This window comes from Agromyces mariniharenae (genome assembly GCF_008122505.1).
Taxonomy (GTDB): domain Bacteria; phylum Actinomycetota; class Actinomycetes; order Actinomycetales; family Microbacteriaceae; genus Agromyces; species Agromyces mariniharenae.
The window spans coordinates 1,739,717-1,753,944 of sequence record NZ_VSSB01000001.1 but is presented as its reverse complement, the minus strand read 5'-3'; the positions used below and the strand labels follow the sequence as shown (position 1 = coordinate 1,753,944).

17 protein-coding genes are annotated in these 14,228 nt (G+C 72.1%); 7 read left to right on the top strand and 10 right to left on the bottom strand.

The genetic code is table 11. The features are described 5' to 3' along the window. Positions 1 to 105: 105 nt before the first annotated feature. Positions 106 to 1,092, bottom strand: coding sequence for an aminoglycoside phosphotransferase family protein (locus FYC51_RS08040; RefSeq protein WP_187432538.1), 987 nt, complete (start codon positions 1,090 to 1,092; stop codon positions 106 to 108). Here FYC51_RS08040 and FYC51_RS08035 point away from each other — a divergent pair. From FYC51_RS08035 to FYC51_RS08025, 3 genes are all read left to right on the top strand, one after another. Beyond that, the gene (locus tag FYC51_RS08035; RefSeq protein WP_148733063.1) at positions 1,091 to 1,618 is read left to right on the top strand and encodes a low molecular weight protein-tyrosine-phosphatase; all 528 of its coding nucleotides are present in this window, start codon (positions 1,091 to 1,093) and stop codon (positions 1,616 to 1,618) included. The genes FYC51_RS08040 and FYC51_RS08035 overlap by 2 nt on opposite strands. Beyond that, entirely contained in the window at positions 1,615 to 2,994 is a 1,380-nt protein-coding gene (gene purB, locus FYC51_RS08030) for an adenylosuccinate lyase (protein ID WP_148733062.1), read from the top strand. The genes FYC51_RS08035 and purB overlap by 4 nt, the downstream gene beginning before the upstream one ends. A gap of 190 nt (positions 2,995 to 3,184) precedes the next feature. After that, positions 3,185 to 4,213, top strand: a complete 1,029-nt coding sequence (locus FYC51_RS08025; RefSeq protein ID WP_148733061.1) for an alpha/beta hydrolase — start codon at positions 3,185 to 3,187, stop codon at positions 4,211 to 4,213. 42 nt (positions 4,214 to 4,255) lie between these two features. On the opposite strand, the gene FYC51_RS08020 is transcribed toward FYC51_RS08025, so the two are convergent. The 3 genes from FYC51_RS08020 to FYC51_RS08010 form a co-directional block, all read right to left on the bottom strand. Beyond that, positions 4,256 to 4,621 carry a hypothetical protein gene (locus tag FYC51_RS08020; RefSeq protein WP_148733060.1) on the bottom strand — a complete coding sequence of 122 codons (366 nt, stop codon included), beginning with the start codon at positions 4,619 to 4,621 and terminating at the stop codon, positions 4,256 to 4,258. Continuing rightward, the gene (locus FYC51_RS08015; RefSeq protein ID WP_148733059.1) at positions 4,618 to 5,202 is read right to left on the bottom strand and encodes a DUF308 domain-containing protein; all 585 of its coding nucleotides are present in this window, start codon (positions 5,200 to 5,202) and stop codon (positions 4,618 to 4,620) included. Before FYC51_RS08015 ends, FYC51_RS08020 begins: the two co-directional genes overlap by 4 nt. A gap of 132 nt (positions 5,203 to 5,334) precedes the next feature. Beyond that, positions 5,335 to 6,279: a helix-turn-helix transcriptional regulator gene (locus FYC51_RS08010; protein WP_148733058.1), complete on the bottom strand. Its 945-nt coding sequence runs from the start codon at positions 6,277 to 6,279 to the stop codon at positions 5,335 to 5,337. 115 nt (positions 6,280 to 6,394) lie between these two features. On the opposite strand from FYC51_RS08010, the gene FYC51_RS08005 reads away from it, so the two are divergent. After that, the gene (locus FYC51_RS08005; RefSeq protein WP_148733057.1) at positions 6,395 to 6,796 is read left to right on the top strand and encodes a VOC family protein; all 402 of its coding nucleotides are present in this window, start codon (positions 6,395 to 6,397) and stop codon (positions 6,794 to 6,796) included. A gap of 97 nt (positions 6,797 to 6,893) precedes the next feature. Here the strand turns inward: FYC51_RS08005 and FYC51_RS08000 are convergent, their stop codons facing one another. The 4 genes from FYC51_RS08000 to FYC51_RS07985 all read right to left on the bottom strand — a co-directional run bounded on the left by FYC51_RS08000 (position 6,894) and on the right by FYC51_RS07985 (position 10,555). Further along, positions 6,894 to 8,267, bottom strand: coding sequence for an NAD(P)(+) transhydrogenase (Re/Si-specific) subunit beta (locus FYC51_RS08000; RefSeq protein WP_148733056.1), 1,374 nt, complete (start codon positions 8,265 to 8,267; stop codon positions 6,894 to 6,896). Further along, positions 8,264 to 8,593 (bottom strand): NAD(P) transhydrogenase subunit alpha part 2, encoded by a 330-nt coding sequence (locus FYC51_RS07995; protein ID WP_148733055.1) that lies wholly within the window; start codon positions 8,591 to 8,593, stop codon positions 8,264 to 8,266. Before FYC51_RS07995 ends, FYC51_RS08000 begins: the two co-directional genes overlap by 4 nt. After that, positions 8,593 to 9,753: a Re/Si-specific NAD(P)(+) transhydrogenase subunit alpha gene (locus FYC51_RS07990; protein ID WP_148733054.1), complete on the bottom strand. Its 1,161-nt coding sequence runs from the start codon at positions 9,751 to 9,753 to the stop codon at positions 8,593 to 8,595. Before FYC51_RS07990 ends, FYC51_RS07995 begins: the two co-directional genes overlap by 1 nt. Before the next feature lie 148 nt (positions 9,754 to 9,901). Then, on the bottom strand, positions 9,902 to 10,555 hold the full coding sequence (locus tag FYC51_RS07985; protein WP_148733053.1) for a hypothetical protein: 654 nt from the start codon (positions 10,553 to 10,555) through the stop codon (positions 9,902 to 9,904). Between the two features lie 193 nt (positions 10,556 to 10,748). Between FYC51_RS07985 and FYC51_RS07980 the strand changes: the two genes are divergently transcribed. Next, positions 10,749 to 11,063 carry a DUF1905 domain-containing protein gene (locus FYC51_RS07980; RefSeq protein WP_238476267.1) on the top strand — a complete coding sequence of 105 codons (315 nt, stop codon included), beginning with the start codon at positions 10,749 to 10,751 and terminating at the stop codon, positions 11,061 to 11,063. A gap of 47 nt (positions 11,064 to 11,110) precedes the next feature. On the opposite strand, the gene FYC51_RS07975 is transcribed toward FYC51_RS07980, so the two are convergent. Next, positions 11,111 to 12,142 (bottom strand): ScyD/ScyE family protein, encoded by a 1,032-nt coding sequence (locus tag FYC51_RS07975; RefSeq protein WP_148733052.1) that lies wholly within the window; start codon positions 12,140 to 12,142, stop codon positions 11,111 to 11,113. A gap of 228 nt (positions 12,143 to 12,370) precedes the next feature. Between FYC51_RS07975 and FYC51_RS07970 the strand changes: the two genes are divergently transcribed. Both FYC51_RS07970 and FYC51_RS07965 read left to right on the top strand, forming a co-directional pair. Further along, entirely contained in the window at positions 12,371 to 12,886 is a 516-nt protein-coding gene (locus FYC51_RS07970) for an SRPBCC family protein (protein ID WP_148733051.1), read from the top strand. Continuing rightward, complete coding sequence (locus FYC51_RS07965; protein WP_148733050.1) at positions 12,883 to 13,701, top strand: alpha/beta fold hydrolase; 819 nt, start codon at positions 12,883 to 12,885, stop codon at positions 13,699 to 13,701. The genes FYC51_RS07970 and FYC51_RS07965 overlap by 4 nt, the downstream gene beginning before the upstream one ends. Here the strand turns inward: FYC51_RS07965 and FYC51_RS07960 are convergent. After that, a complete protein-coding gene (locus FYC51_RS07960; protein WP_187432537.1) occupies positions 13,679 to 14,221 on the bottom strand; it encodes a GNAT family N-acetyltransferase in 543 nt (180 codons plus the stop codon). The two genes, FYC51_RS07965 and FYC51_RS07960, sit on opposite strands and share 23 nt — an antisense overlap. Between the last annotated feature and the right edge of the window lie 7 nt (positions 14,222 to 14,228).

Sequence of the window (14,228 nt, the reverse complement as noted above, 5' to 3'; positions counted from 1 at the left end):
CGGTGGGCGCGGCATCCGTACGCACCGCACGAGCACGACGGGATGTGGAGGACGGGCCCGGACCGACCCGGGAGACTCGGCGCACGCTCGGCCGCCGAACTGCGCTCAGTCGAGCTGCACCTGCTCGAGCACGTCGGACGCCACGCGCCCGAACGAGCCCGCCGGACCGGTGCGGTCGACGACCGCGCTGGCGATCACGAGCGCCCATCCGCGGGCGCGGTCCCACGTCGCCTCGTCGACGCCGCGGCGCGCCTCGAGCTCGGCGCGGAACACCCGGCGAGCGCGGGCGTCGAACGTGAGCCACGCGGTCGCGAGGTCGGTCGCCGGATCGCCCGCGGTGATGTCGCCGAAGTCGACCACCGCGACGAGCCCGCCCGACGGCGCGAGCAGCAGGTTGTGCGGGTGAAGGTCGCCGTGCAGCCACACGGGTGGGCCGGGCCACGCGGATGCCGCGAGCGACCGGTCCCACACCCGAGTGAGTCGCGCGGCATCCGGGATCCGTCCCCGAGCCAGTCGAGCCCGCACGTCGTCGTCGCGGTGCGCGAGCGGGACGCCGCGATACGCGTTGGCCGGGGCATCCGGCGGCGCCGGGATCGCGCCGAGCTCCGCGACGAACGCGGCGAGGCCGTTCACCGCGACGCCGCGCGTCTCGGCGTCGAACGCGAGCCCGCTCGCGCCGTCGAACCACGGGACGATGCTCCACGGCACGTCGTAGCCGAGGTCGGGGGCGGGCCGTCCGTTCCGCACGGGCGCGGGAACGGCGACCGGCAGGCGCGGGGCCAGCCGGGGGAGCCAGCGCTGCTCGTTCCACATGAGCCCGACCGCCTCGCGACGCCGCGGCATCCGCACGGCCAGTCGGTCGCCGAGCCGGAACATCGCGTTGTCCCAGCCGTTCGCCACGAGCCGTACCTCGCCCGCGAGGTCGGGGTGCTGGTCGGCCACGAGCCGTGCCGCGAGCGCCTCGTCGACGTGGAAGTCGGGCGCAGGGGCATCCGTCATCTCGACCCCCTTCTCAGCGCGGATCGCCCAGCGTAGCGCAGGCGCCATCCACCCCTGTGCGGCCGGGGAGATCTCGTCCAGAATGGGAGGCATGACGCGAGCGGAGCCCGCGGGGGACGCCGCGCAGCCCTTCCGAGTGTCCTTCGTGTGCACCGGCAACATCTGCCGCTCGCCGATGGCGGAGGTCGTGCTGCGCTCCCTCGCCGAACGCGCGGGACTCGGCGATCGCATCGCCATCGAGTCGGCCGCGACGGGGGACTGGCATGTCGGCGAGCAGGCTGACCAGCGCACCATCGACGCCCTCGAGCGCCGCGGCTACGACGGCACCCACCACCGCGCGCGGCAGTTCGACGCGGCGGACTTCCCCGCGCTCGACCTCGTGGTCGCGTTCGACCGCGGCCAGGCCCGCATCCTGCGCAACCAGGCGCCCTCGTCGGTCGACCTCGACAAGGTGCGGCTCCTGCTTGAGTTCGACCCCGAGCTGGCGCCGCTGCAGGACGTGCCCGACCCCTATTACTCCGACGATGCGACCTTCGATCGGGTTCTTGGGATGATAGAGCGGTCGACGTCGGCGCTCTTCCGGCAACTCGCCCCCGCTCTCAGACAAGGAAACCGATGACCTCGCTGCCCCCCCAGCCGCTCAGCCCGCTCGACGGACGGTACCGCGCCGCAGTCGAAGCGCTCGGCGAGTACCTGTCGGAGGCCGGGCTCAACCGCGCCCGCGTGCACGTCGAGGTCGAGTGGCTCATCGCGCAGACCGACCGCGGGTTCTTCGGCTCGTCGCCGCTGTCGGCCGAGCAGAAAGCGCAGCTGCGGTCGGTCGTCACCGAGTTCGGCCAGGTCGACATCGACGAGCTCGCGTCGCTCGAGGCGACCACGCGCCACGACGTGAAGGCCGTCGAGTACTACGTGCGCCGCCGCCTCGAGCTGCTCGGCCTCGACGACATCGCCGAGCTCACCCACTTCGCCTGCACGAGCGAGGACATCAACAACCTCTCCTACGCGATCACCGTGCGCGACGCCGTCGAGCGCGTCTGGCTGCCGAAGTATCGCGGCGTCATCGATGCGCTGAGCGCCCTGTCGGTCGAGCTGCGGGATGCCGCGATGCTCTCGCGCACGCACGGACAGCCCGCGACGCCCACCACGATGGGCAAGGAGCTCGCCGTCTTCGCCTACCGCCTCGAGCGCATCGCCCGCCAGGTCGAGGCCACCGAGTACCTCGGCAAGTTCTCGGGCGCGACCGGCACGTTCTCGGCGCACGTGGTCGCGGCGCCCGATGTCGCGTGGCCCGACGTGTCGCGCGAGTTCGTCGAATCGCTCGGGCTCACCTGGAACCCGCTCACGACCCAGATCGAGTCGCACGACTGGCAGGCCGAGCTCTACGCGAAGGTCTCGCACGCGAACCGCGTGCTGCACAACCTCGCGACCGACATCTGGACCTACATCTCGCTCGGCTACTTCCGGCAGATCCCTGCGGCGGGCGCGACCGGCTCGTCGACCATGCCGCACAAGGTGAACCCGATCCGGTTCGAGAACGCCGAGGCGAACCTCGAGCTCTCGAGCGCCGTGCTCGACTCGCTCGCCGCGACGCTCGTCACGAGCCGGCTACAGCGCGACCTCACCGACTCGAGCGCGCAGCGCAACATCGGCGTGGGCTTCGGCCATTCGCTCCTCGCCCTCGACAACATCGAGCGCGGCCTCGGCGAGATCGACCTCGACCGCAGCCTGCTGCTCGCCGACCTCGACGTGAACTGGGAGGTGCTCGGCGAGGCGATCCAGACGGTCATCCGCGCCGAGGTGGTCGCCGGGCGGTCGACGATCGCCGACCCGTACGCGCTGCTCAAGGAGCTCACCCGCGGCAAGCGGGTCGGCGCGGCCGAGCTCGCGGCCTTCGTCGAGGGCCTCGAGATCGGCGAGGACGCCAAGCGGCGCCTGCTCGAGCTGACTCCGGCGACGTATACCGGGCTCGCATCCGAACTCGTCGACCGGCTCTAGCCTTCGCTGCTCGACGAGCGCCGCGCGGCACCTCGCCTCGAGCCCGCTCTGCGCCACTTCCGCTCGGTGTGCGCCACCTGTACCGGCGCGGAGGGCGCCGAAGTGGCGCAGCGACGACGTCCGCGCATTCGGATGCCGCGTCCGCGCCTCCGCCCTTCCGGCGGGCGGTGATCCGCGGGAGGATGTCGGCATGGTGACCGTCGAACGGTCGCACTCCCGCTATGCCCGACGACGCGTGCTCGCTTGGTCGGCCGTCGGCCTGTCGGCCCTCTGTGTGGCCGCGTACGCCGCCCAGCGCGCAGCGGCGAGACGTGACGCGCGTCGATTCCCGCCGCCCGGCCGCCTCGTCGACCTCGGCCGCGTCCGACTGCACCTCGACGTCCGTGGCGAGAGCCGGGGAGCGCCGACGGTGGTGCTCGAAGCCGGTCTCGGGTCGTTCTCGCCGAACTGGCACTGGGTCCAGCTGGCGTTGGCCGATCACGTGCGGGTCGTCGCGTACGACCGTGCCGGACTCGGCTGGAGCGACCCGAGCCCGGCGCCCCGCGACGGTGCGACGATGGCCGTGGAGCTGCACGGCGCGCTCCGCACCGCCGGGATCGATGGTCCGTACATCCTCGCCGGGCACTCATTCGGCGGGTTGGTCGTGCGCGCGTTCGCCGAGCTCTATCCGCGCGAGACCGCCGGCCTCGTGCTCGTCGACGCGTCGCATCCCGACCAGTGGGCGCGTTGGCCGGTACCGCAGGCGCATCGGCTCCAGGTCATCTCGCTGAGCGCGTCGGCCGCACTGGCGCGGTTCGGCCTGTTCCGCATCGTCGACGCGTTCGGCGCCGTCTCAGACGGACTGCCCGACCGGAAGGTCGCCGAACTGCACGCCGGCTTCGTGCGACCCTCGACCTCGGCGACCGAGGCGGCGCAGATGCGGGAGTGGGAGGCGACCACCCGACCGTTCCTCCACCGCGCCGCTCCGCTCGGCGACCTGCCGCTCGCCGTCATCGGGGTCGGCGTGCAGCCGATAGGCGCCGAGACGCTCACCGCCCTGCAGGAGGAGCTGCCCGGACTCTCGACGAACTCCGCGCGCCGCGTCGTGGCCGATGCCACCCACGAGTCGCTCATCGCCCACCGCGACCATGCGGACGCCGTCGCGTCGGCGATCCTCGCAGTGGTCGACGCGACGGGTGGCGCGCGCGTGGATGACGCGTGGGCGCCGCGCGCCGACTAAGCCCTGCGGTTTCGGCGGGCTGCCGTCGCTGCGCGTCGGCCGTCAGTGCGCGGGCGGCGGCGCCTGCGGGCCGTCGCCGGGGCCGTCGGAACCCGCGTCGCGCGGGCCGCCCGGCTCGCGCGACCCGTCGCCCGCGGCATCCGTCGACTCGTGCCGGTGCGCCTCGTCGTCGCGCAGCTCGGCCGACTCCGACGCGTCGGGCTTGACCGCGAGCGCGAACAGGGCGAGCGCGACGAGCACGATGATGAAGACGCCGCCGGTCGCGATGAGCGCGAGCGTGAAGTCGCGCGTGACCACGAGCGTGATGACGCCCGTGAAGATCGCGGCGATGGCGGAGCCGCCCACGTACTCGACCGGCCGCAGCATGTCACGCCGGCTGGGCTTGTAGTCGCCGGGACCCTGGGTCACGAGTGCTGCTCCGATCCGGATGCCGCGGCGCCCGGCGCCGCAGCCCACTTCAACGAGAACCCGCCGATGACGAGGTAGACGCCGAGGATCACGAAGTACGCGCCGAGCAGGCCGACCGCCGTGACGGAGTCGGGCGGCAGCAGCAGGAACACGATCGCGGCCACGGCCGTGAACGCGCCAGCGGCGATCCAGTCGCGCGCCGCAGGCGTGCGGCCTCGGGCGCGCAGGCCCGCGTAGAGCTCCATGAACCCGGTGACGGCCGCCCACACGCTCACGAGGTAGAGCAGGTAGGGGAGTCCGCCGGGGATCGTGACCGCGAGCAGGCCCGCGGCGGTGGTCGCGACGGCGTTCACGAGGAACAGCGAGCGGATGCCGCGCTCCTCGATGAGGCGCATCGACAGCGCGCCGACGACGAGCCCGGACACGATCGCCCACGCGCCGAACACGACGAGGCCGAGCTCGGGCGCGTGGTTCTGCGAGAACGTGATCACCGCCGCCGGCACGAGTGCGAGGAGTCCGCGCACGACCGGGACGACCCAGTACTGGGTGCGCTCCGGAGCGGCATCGCGGGCGGTGGCCACGGCGACCTCTTTCACATCGGAGGGGGGTACCGATCCATCCTACGTGGGCCGCCGGGCCGTCCCGAATCGGACGGATTCCGGCTCCGAACGGCCGCTTCCCGGCGGCGCACCCGTCGCCGCCCCGGCCGCGTCTCAGCCGCCGTTGCGCTCCACGAGCACGCGACCGAGCCGCATCAGCTCCGCGCGGAGCGACGCGGGCTCCTCCACCTCGAGGTACTCCGCCCAGCCGGCGAGGCCGCGCGCGAGCAGCTGCTCGGTCGGCGCCGTGATGCGCGCCCGGGAGCGCATCGCATCCACGGATGCCTCGTGCACCGCGCGCTGGCCGAACTGCGTGTGCAGCAGCGGCACGATCCCGGTGTCGACGATCACCGTCGCCGAGGCGGCCGCCCGCTGCTCCTCCACCTCCGACGTCACGCGCTCCCAGAGCTCAGCCAGGTCGAGGTCGTCGGGGCGCTCCGCCGGCTCGTCGGTCACGGAAGCCTCGAGCATCCGATCGACGCGATAGGTGCGCTCGGCGCCGTCGACCGCCCCGAGCAGGTACCAGTGGTCGCGCTTGCGCACGAGGCCCCACGGATCGACGAGCCGGTCGACGGGGTCGCGATTCCACGCGGCGTACCGCAGGCGGATGCGGCGGCGCTGCACCACCGCCGACTCGAGCACCGGCAGCAGCTCGGGGCGGTCGGATGCGTCGCGACCCCACTCGCCGGGATCGATGACGACCGCGTCGGCGGCGGCCGCGGCATCCGTGCGGAAGCTCTCGGGCAGCGCGCGCACGAGCTTGCGCAGCGCGGCCTTGGCGTCGGGGTCGACGGATGCCGCAGGCCCCACGAGCAGGAACAGGGCCCGTGCCTCGGGCGCCGTGAGCCCCGACAGGTCGGTACGCGCGCCGCCGAGGAGCTGCCAGCCGCCGCCGCGGCCCGCCTGCGGGTAGACGGGGATGCCGGCAGCCGACAGCGCCTCGAGATCGCGGCGCGCGGTCGCGACCGAGACCTCGAGCTCCTCGGCGAGTTGCGCCGCGGTCACGCGGCCGCGCGCCTGCAGGGTCAGCAGGGTGGCCACGAGGCGATCGGCGCGCATGTTCCGATTCTCCTCGGAAAAGTGGTCAGAGGGTGAGCACTTCTGCGTTGGAGACTGGGATCAGCAGCACGAAGACACGAAACCGGATGATCCGGTCACACGAGAGGAACCGTCCATGCTCAGGGGATTCGCCACCGTCAGCTACTACGCCGCCGACCTCGAGGCCGCCGCCGCCTGGTACGGCGAGGTGCTCGGCATCGAGCCGTACTACCGTCGCCCGGGCTACACCGAGTTCCGCGTCGGCGACACCGGCGACGAGCTCGGGCTCATCGACGCGCAGTACCGGCCGGCGGGCCCGACCGAGCCCGCCGGCGAGGTCGTCTTCTGGCACGTCGACGACCTGGCCGGATCGTACGAGCGCCTCCTCGCGCTCGGGGCGACGCCGTACCAGCCGCCGATCGAGCGCGGGCCGGGCTTCGTGACGGCGGTCGTGGTCGACCCGTTCGGCAACCTCCTCGGAGTCATGTACAACCAGCACTACCTCGACGTACTCGCCGCTGCTCCGGTCGTCGAGTAGCGCCGCCGTAGGCGACGCGTATCGAGACGTGGTCGACGAAGCGTCTCGATACGCGTCCGGCTCCGCCGGCCGCTACTCGACGACCGGCCGAGCCCGGCTACAGCGCCTTCACCGCCGTGAGCACCTTGGTGAGCGAGTCCTTCGCGTCGCCGAAGAGCAGCGTGGTCTGCGGCTCGTAGAGCAGCTCGTTCTCGATGCCCGCGAAGCCCGGCCGCATCGAGCGCTTCAGGAACACCACCTGGCGCGCATCCTCGACCTCGAGGATCGGCATGCCGTAGATCGGCGAGCCCGGCGTCGACTTCGCCGCGGGGTTCACGACGTCGTTCGCGCCGACGACGAGCGCGACATCCGCCTGCTTGAACTCGCCGTTGACCTCGCTCATCTCCTTCAGCGACTCGTAGGGCACGTTCGCCTCGGCGAGCAGCACGTTCATGTGGCCGGGCATGCGGCCTGCCACGGGGTGGATCGCGAACACCACCTCGGTGCCCCGGGCCTCGAGCGCGGCCTGCAGCTCGGCGACCGTGTGCTGGCCCTGGGCCACCGCGAGGCCGTACCCCGGCACGATGATCACGCGCTGGGCGTAGCCGAGCAGCACCGCGACGTCCTCGGCGCTCGACGAGCGCACCGGTCGGTCGGATGCCTCGGTGGACCCCGCCGTGGAGCCGCCGCGGAACGCGCCGAACAGGATGCCCGAGACGCTGCGGCCCATGGCCGACGCCATCGCGCGGGTCAGGATCGTTCCGGAGGCGCCGACGAGCGTGCCCGCCACGACGAGCAGCACGTTGCCGAGCACGAGGCCCGACGCCGCGACCGCGAGTCCGGTGAACGCGTTGAGCAGCGAGATCACGATCGGCACGTCGGCGCCGCCCACGGGCAGCACGAGCAGCACGCCCGCGACGAGGCCGAGCGCGAGCAGCACGACCGCGAGCCAGGCCTCGCCCGTCAGCACGACGAAGACGGATGCCACGATCGCCGCGACGAGGGAGAGTCCCATGAGGACCGGAAGACCGGGGAACACCACCGGCCGGGTCGTCATGAGCTCCTGCAGCTTCGCGAACGTGACGAGCGAGCCCGAGAAGGAGACGGCGCCGACGAGCAGCGTGAACACGATCGCGAGGCGCACCCACGGGTCATCCGTGTGCGGAAGCTCGAGCAGCGCCACGAGCGCCGCTGCACCGCCGCCCACGCCGTTGAAGAGCGCGACGAGCTGGGGCATCTGCGTCATCTGCACGCGACGGGCCACGGGCGCCGCGATCGCCGAGCCGATCGCGATGGCGGCGAGGATCCACGGGATGTTGTCGAGCTTCGTCGAGAGGAACACCGTGATCACGGCCACGAGCGCGCCCGCCGCGCCGATGAGGTTGCCCCGGCGCGCGGTCTTCGGGGAGCTCAGCCCCTTCAGGGCGAGGATGAAGCAGACGGCGGCGACGAGGTAGAGGATGGCGGTCCAGGTGGGGGAGAGGATCGTCATCGACCGGACTCCTTCGGGTCGGTGGAGGCGGCGGCCTCGGCGGGCTTCGGCTTGCGGCCGCGGAACATCTCGAGCATGCGGTCGGTGACGACGAAGCCGCCGACGAGGTTGGCGGTCGCGAGCACGACGGCGACGAGGGCGATGGTGAGCGTCCAGCCGTCGGCGGCCTGGCCGGCGACGATGATCGCGCCGACGAGGATGATGCCGTGGATGGCGTTCGCGCCCGACATGAGCGGGGTGTGCAGGGTGCTCGAGACCTTCGAGACCACCTCGAAGCCCACGAACACCGCGAGCACGGTGATGGTGAGCAGTGCGACGCCGTCCATCAGCGCGCTCCTTCCTGTGCGTCGGTGGCGAGGGCCTCCGCGGTCGCCGGATGCCGCACCTCGCCGTCGTGGGTGAGGCACGCGTCCATCACCACCACGTCGCCGAAGTCGGGCTCGACGGAGCCGTCGTGCGTCATGAGTGCGAGGAGGTTGGCGACGTTCTTCGCATACAGGCGGGAGGCGTCAGCGGGCATCGTCGACGCGGCATCCTTCATGCCCACGACCGTGACCGTGCCCCCGCCGTCGGCGGTCGGCACCGCGACATCCGACCCGGCGACCGACCCTTCGACGTTGCCGCCCGACTCGGCCGCGAGGTCGACGACCACGGAGCCGGGACGCATCGCCCGCACCATGTCGGCCGTGACGAGCAGCGGCGCCGGGCGCCCCGGGATCGCGGCGGTCGTGATGAGCACGTCGGCGTCGGCGACGTGCGGCGCGAGCAGCTGCCGCTGGCGGGCCGCGCGGTCGGCGCCGAGCTCCTTCGCGTAGCCGCCGCTCGCGTCGGCGGCGTCGAGGTCGAGGTTGATGAACGTGCCGCCGAGCGACTGCACCTCGTCGGCGGATGCCGCGCGCACGTCGTTCGCCGACACCCGCGCGCCGAGCCGCTTCGCCGTGCCGATCGCCTGCAGCCCGGCGACGCCCGCGCCGAGCACGAGCACCCGGGCGGGTGGGATCGTGCCCGCAGCCGTCATGTACAGGGGGAAGAATCGCGGGAGCCGCATCGCGGCCTCGAGCACGCAGCGGTAGCCGGCGACGAGCGCCTGGCTCGTGAGGGCGTCCATCGACTGCGCGCGTGAGATGCGCGGCACGAGCTCGAGGGCGAACGCGGTGACGCCGGCGTCGGCGAGCGCGCGCACGGTCGGCAGCTCGGTCGACGGCGAGGCGAGGCCGATCGTGATGGCGCCGCGACGCAGCCGCGGGGGTGTCGCGGGGTCGAGCGGGCGCACGTGCAGCAGCACGTCGAGGTCGCCGAGCTCGAGCACCTCCTCGATCGCCGCGCCGGCCTCCTCGTACGCCGCGTCGGGGTGTCCGGATGCCTCACCGGCGCCGTGCTCGACGAGCACCTCCAGACCCAGGCCGACCAGCTGGCGCACGGTCTCGGGCGTGGCGGCGACCCGGCGTTCGCCCTCTCGTCGCTCTCTCGCGATGCCGACCCTCACGGGCTCTCCTCTCACACGGGAGTGCAGCGGAACCGGGCGTGGGAAGTCCCATGCTGCGGCACTGCTGCACGTGTCGTCCACAGTACGTGCCGACGCGGCATCCGAGCCATGGTTCGCCCGCTTCAGGGGCGAAAGATCGCAGGTTCTTTCACGCTTCGGAACTGCGGGTGTCGACGGATGCCGCGGCGGCATCCTCCACCCGACGGAACGGGATCGAGCTCGCGAGGCACAGCACGACCAGGCACGACGCGGCGAGGATCGCGACCCATGCGCCGCGGGGCTGGTCGAGCGCGAGCCGGATGCCACCGATGGCGGGGACGGTCGCGACGATCCCGCCGATCACCGCGAGTGCGAGAACGCCGCAGGTGATGCGTCCCCAGAGCGGGCCCCTGCCCGACACCGCGAACCCGCCGGCGATGGCCGTGAGGGCGACCGCGACCGCGCCACCGCCGAGGCCCTGGGTCACGAGTGCGATCAGCGCCCCCGGCATCGTGAGCGGCAGGACGGCGAACGTGAGCGGCGCGAGGGCGAGCCAGCGCCAGTGGCGGCGCCCACCGGTGCGCCGGAAGTACTCGGCCAGCCCCAGGAGCACGCCCGTGATCGCACCCGCACCGATGATCGCCACGACCGTGCCGTACCAGTCGACCCGCGAGGCACCGCCGACGATCTCCGACATGTAGGTGCGGAACGCGGCGCCCCACGCGATGCCGCAGACGGCGCCGACGAGTACGTCGGCGACCGCCGACGCGCTCGATCGCGACGGCGCCGTGTCGCGGTTCGGCTCGACCTGCTCGACGACCATGTCGATGCACCTCCATGTCCTCGGGCTGCCGCCCGCGTGCGGCCAGCATAGGTGCGGCGCGGCGAGCCGCCATCGGGGCAGGCCCCGGTGCGGCATGGCGGGCAACCGCCGAGACGACGCCCCCGCCCCGGTCGATGTCGAGATCCGGCTCCCGGATCCGACCCAGTGGTGGAAGCCCGTTGAAGGAGGCATCATGACCATCATGACGACATCGCGCGAGCAGGGCGTCGCCGCCGGCCCGATCGACGCATCGTTCGACGCCGTGCTCGAGAAGAGCCCGGCCGCCGGCGGATGGACCTACCTGATCTGGCCGGAATCGCCCGCGTACTTCGGCACCCACGGACTCGTGAAGGTGTCGGGCGAGGTCGACGGCGTGCCGTTCGACGGCTCGTTCATGGCGCTCGGCGACGGCCGCCACAAGCTCGCCGTCACGGCCGCGGTGCGCCGGGTCATCGGCAAGGAGGCCGGCGACACCGTGCACGTGCAGCTCACCGAGCGGCGTTCCTGACTCGCGGCCGCGGTCCCCGACGACCGCGCGTCAGGCGTCGCGTGGATTCAGCCCTGGCCCTTGGGTCCGCATCCTCCCCACATGCCGTGACGGTGCGGTGCGACGTCGTCGACGACGAGGACCTGCCCGCCGAGCGTCACGATGAACGCCGTGTCTCCGACGAACGACAGCGACGTGGGCCGGTCGAGGTCGTCGACGACGACCGTGAAGGAGCCGTCGCCGTTGAGCCGCAGGAGCTCGCCGCTGTTCGGGAGCCCGGGCGTGCCCGGCTCGACGTCGCCCGGCGAATCGCCCTGCGAGACGGCGTAGAACCCGCAGGCGGCCGCTTCGACGTCCGTGATCAGGCTGAAGCCCGATGCGACGGCACGCTCCGACGGATGCCGCGGGTTGAGCACGACGACCCTGCCCGTCGCCGGGTCGTGCGGGATCGGCCCCGCCTCGGCCATGTACACCCTCGATCCGTCGACCTGCAGGCCGGTGGGCACGATGTTGGCGAACTGCGCGACCTCGGAGACGACGCCGTCGAGCCCGGCGGACAACAGCCGGTTGTGATGGCCGTCGGTGACGAGGAACCCGTCGCCGTACGGCACGAACGCGTACTGCACCCCGCTCGGCACGAAGAAGTCGGCGTCGGGCGGGTTGTCGATCGACCACGTCGCCGTGTCGGCGATCAGCGTCGTGTCGTCGACGTCGTCGATGCGGTAGACCCCGCCGATGTCGCTGCCGCCGACGTCGGGTCCGACGACGCTGATGAGCGCGTACGCGGTGTCGCCGATGAACGCCACGTCGAAGACGCCGCCCGGCGCAGTGACCGGGAGTCCGGCGGCGTAGGTGCTCTTCGCGCCCGTCGTCGTGTCGACGCGCACGACCGCACCACCGGCGCGGTCGGCCACGTAGAGTGCGCCGTCGGGTCCGATGGTGCTGCCGATCGGGCCCGTCAATCCGCTGGCAAGCACCTCGGCGACCGGCGCGGGCGCGTCGCCCGGAGGTGCTGCGTTCGCGGCCGCCGGCAGGAGTGCCACCGGTGCCAGTGCAGCCGTCAAGATCGCGGCGAACGTCGCCGCTCGTCTGGTTCCCATGTCCTGCTCCCCCTCGCATGTGGAACGTGGAGCCACGCCGCCGAGCGGTGCGACCCACTCGCGCAGCCCGGCGCAGGATCACGGATGTCGCTGCGACACGAGCAGCACCGGCCCAGCCTCCTCCTGCCCTGCGAAGAAGTCAAGGAATCCTCAGGATATGACGGGAGCGGTCGGGTCGTCGTCGGGTCGGGGTGTGCGGCCGTCGACGAGCGCCGGTAGGGTCGCGCCATGGCCGAGTCATCGTTCGACGTGCACGTCGTCCGCGAGTTCGACGCGCCGATCGAGCGCGTCTGGGCCGCCTGGACGACCCCTTCCGACCTGCGCGAGTGGTGGGGTCCCGACGGGTTCACGTGCCCGCGAGCCGAAGCAGACGTACGACCCGGCGGTCGGATCCTCGTCACCATGCGGGCACCCGACGACTGGGGCGGCTTCGAGCAGCACAGCGCCTGGGAGATCGTGGAACTGGAAGCCCCGCGCCTCCTGCGCTACGTCTTCCGGTTCACGGATGCCGCGGGCGCCCCGATCACGCCCGCGGATGCCGGGATCCCCGCCGACGGCATCCCGGAACGCGGCGAGCACGAGGTCGTATTGAGCGAGGTCGGCGACGAACGGACTCGTCTCGACATGACCGAGCACGGCTACACGACCGTCGACGCGCGGGACATGTCGCAAGCGGGCCTGGAGCAGTGCCTCGACAAGATGGCCGCGCTCGTCGATCGGCGACCCCTCGGGTCGGGGCGTTGACGCACCCCGTCGAATCCAACGGCTTCACCCCGTCTGGAATCGCCTACGACGAAGCCCCGGGGCCCGGCCTGCCCGTCGTGCTGATCCACGCGGGGATCGCCGATCGCCGGATGTGGGATGCGCAATGGCCGGCGCTGACCGCATCACGACCCGCGGTGCGGCTCGACCTCCGCGGGTTCGGGGACTCCGCGGCGGAGCCCGACGGCGAGCTGTCGCACGCCGCGGACGTACTCGAGACACTGGATCACCTGGGCGTGAAGAGGTGCCATCTCGTCGGCGCGTCCTTCGGCGCCGGCGTGGCCGTCGAGTCGACGGTGACGAGGCCCGAGCTCGTCGAGTCGCTCCTCCTCTGCCCGCCCGGGGGCGCGCTGCTCGCCGAACTGACGGCGGACCTGCAGCGCTTCTTCGACGCCGAGAGCGCCGCGCTCGCTCGCGGCGACCTCGACGCGGCGGTCGAGGCGAACGTGGACACGTGGGTGATCGGGAATCGACGAGCCTCCGCGGCGGTCGATCCTGCTGTCGTCGACGCGGTGCGGAGGATGCAGCGGCGCGCGTTCGAGATCTCCTCCTCGTGGCCCGCGGACGTCCCCGAGGCGCAGCTGGAGCCACCGGCGCTCGAGCAACTGTCCGAGATCGCCGCCCGCACCGTGGTGGTCGTCGGCGGTCATGATCTCGATACGACGCACGACGCTGCGGCTCGAGTGGTCGCCGGCATCTCGGGGGCCCGGCGAATCGATTGGCCCGAGGTCGCCCACCTGCCGTCGATGGAGCGACCGGAGGAATTCCTCGACCTCATCCTCGAGTGGACGACCTAGGCAGGTCGTCCACTGGGTCGGCCCCGAGGAGCAGCTCGAATTCGAGCTCATGGTCGATGCCCACGCCGAACTCGTCACGCAGCGGGATCGAGGGCTTCAAGCGGCGAGCGGTCGCGACGCCGTTGCGGGAGAACGCGCACAGGTCCATGCCCAACCGCTGGTAGAACGCGATCGCGCCGACGTTGTCGTTCGTCGTCGTGAGCCACACTCGACGACAGCCCCGCTTGCGGGCGTCGTCGAAGCATCGCAGCATCAATGCTCGTCCGACCCCTTCACGCCTGACCGTGGCCGACACCGACACCACTTCATATTCATCGCCGCGGACGCAGAACAGGGCCAGTCCGACGGGTTCGCCATGGCGAACAGCGACGAACCCCGGCAACGCGGTGGTGTCGAGCAGTTCGCCTTTGCGCGCGACCGTGCTGGATCCCCACATGGCCGCTTGGGTGAGGTCGACCCATTCTCGGTCCCGTGGTCCGAGCGGTCGCACGGAGAGCGTTCGATCCGTCACGTGGTCCATGTCGCCG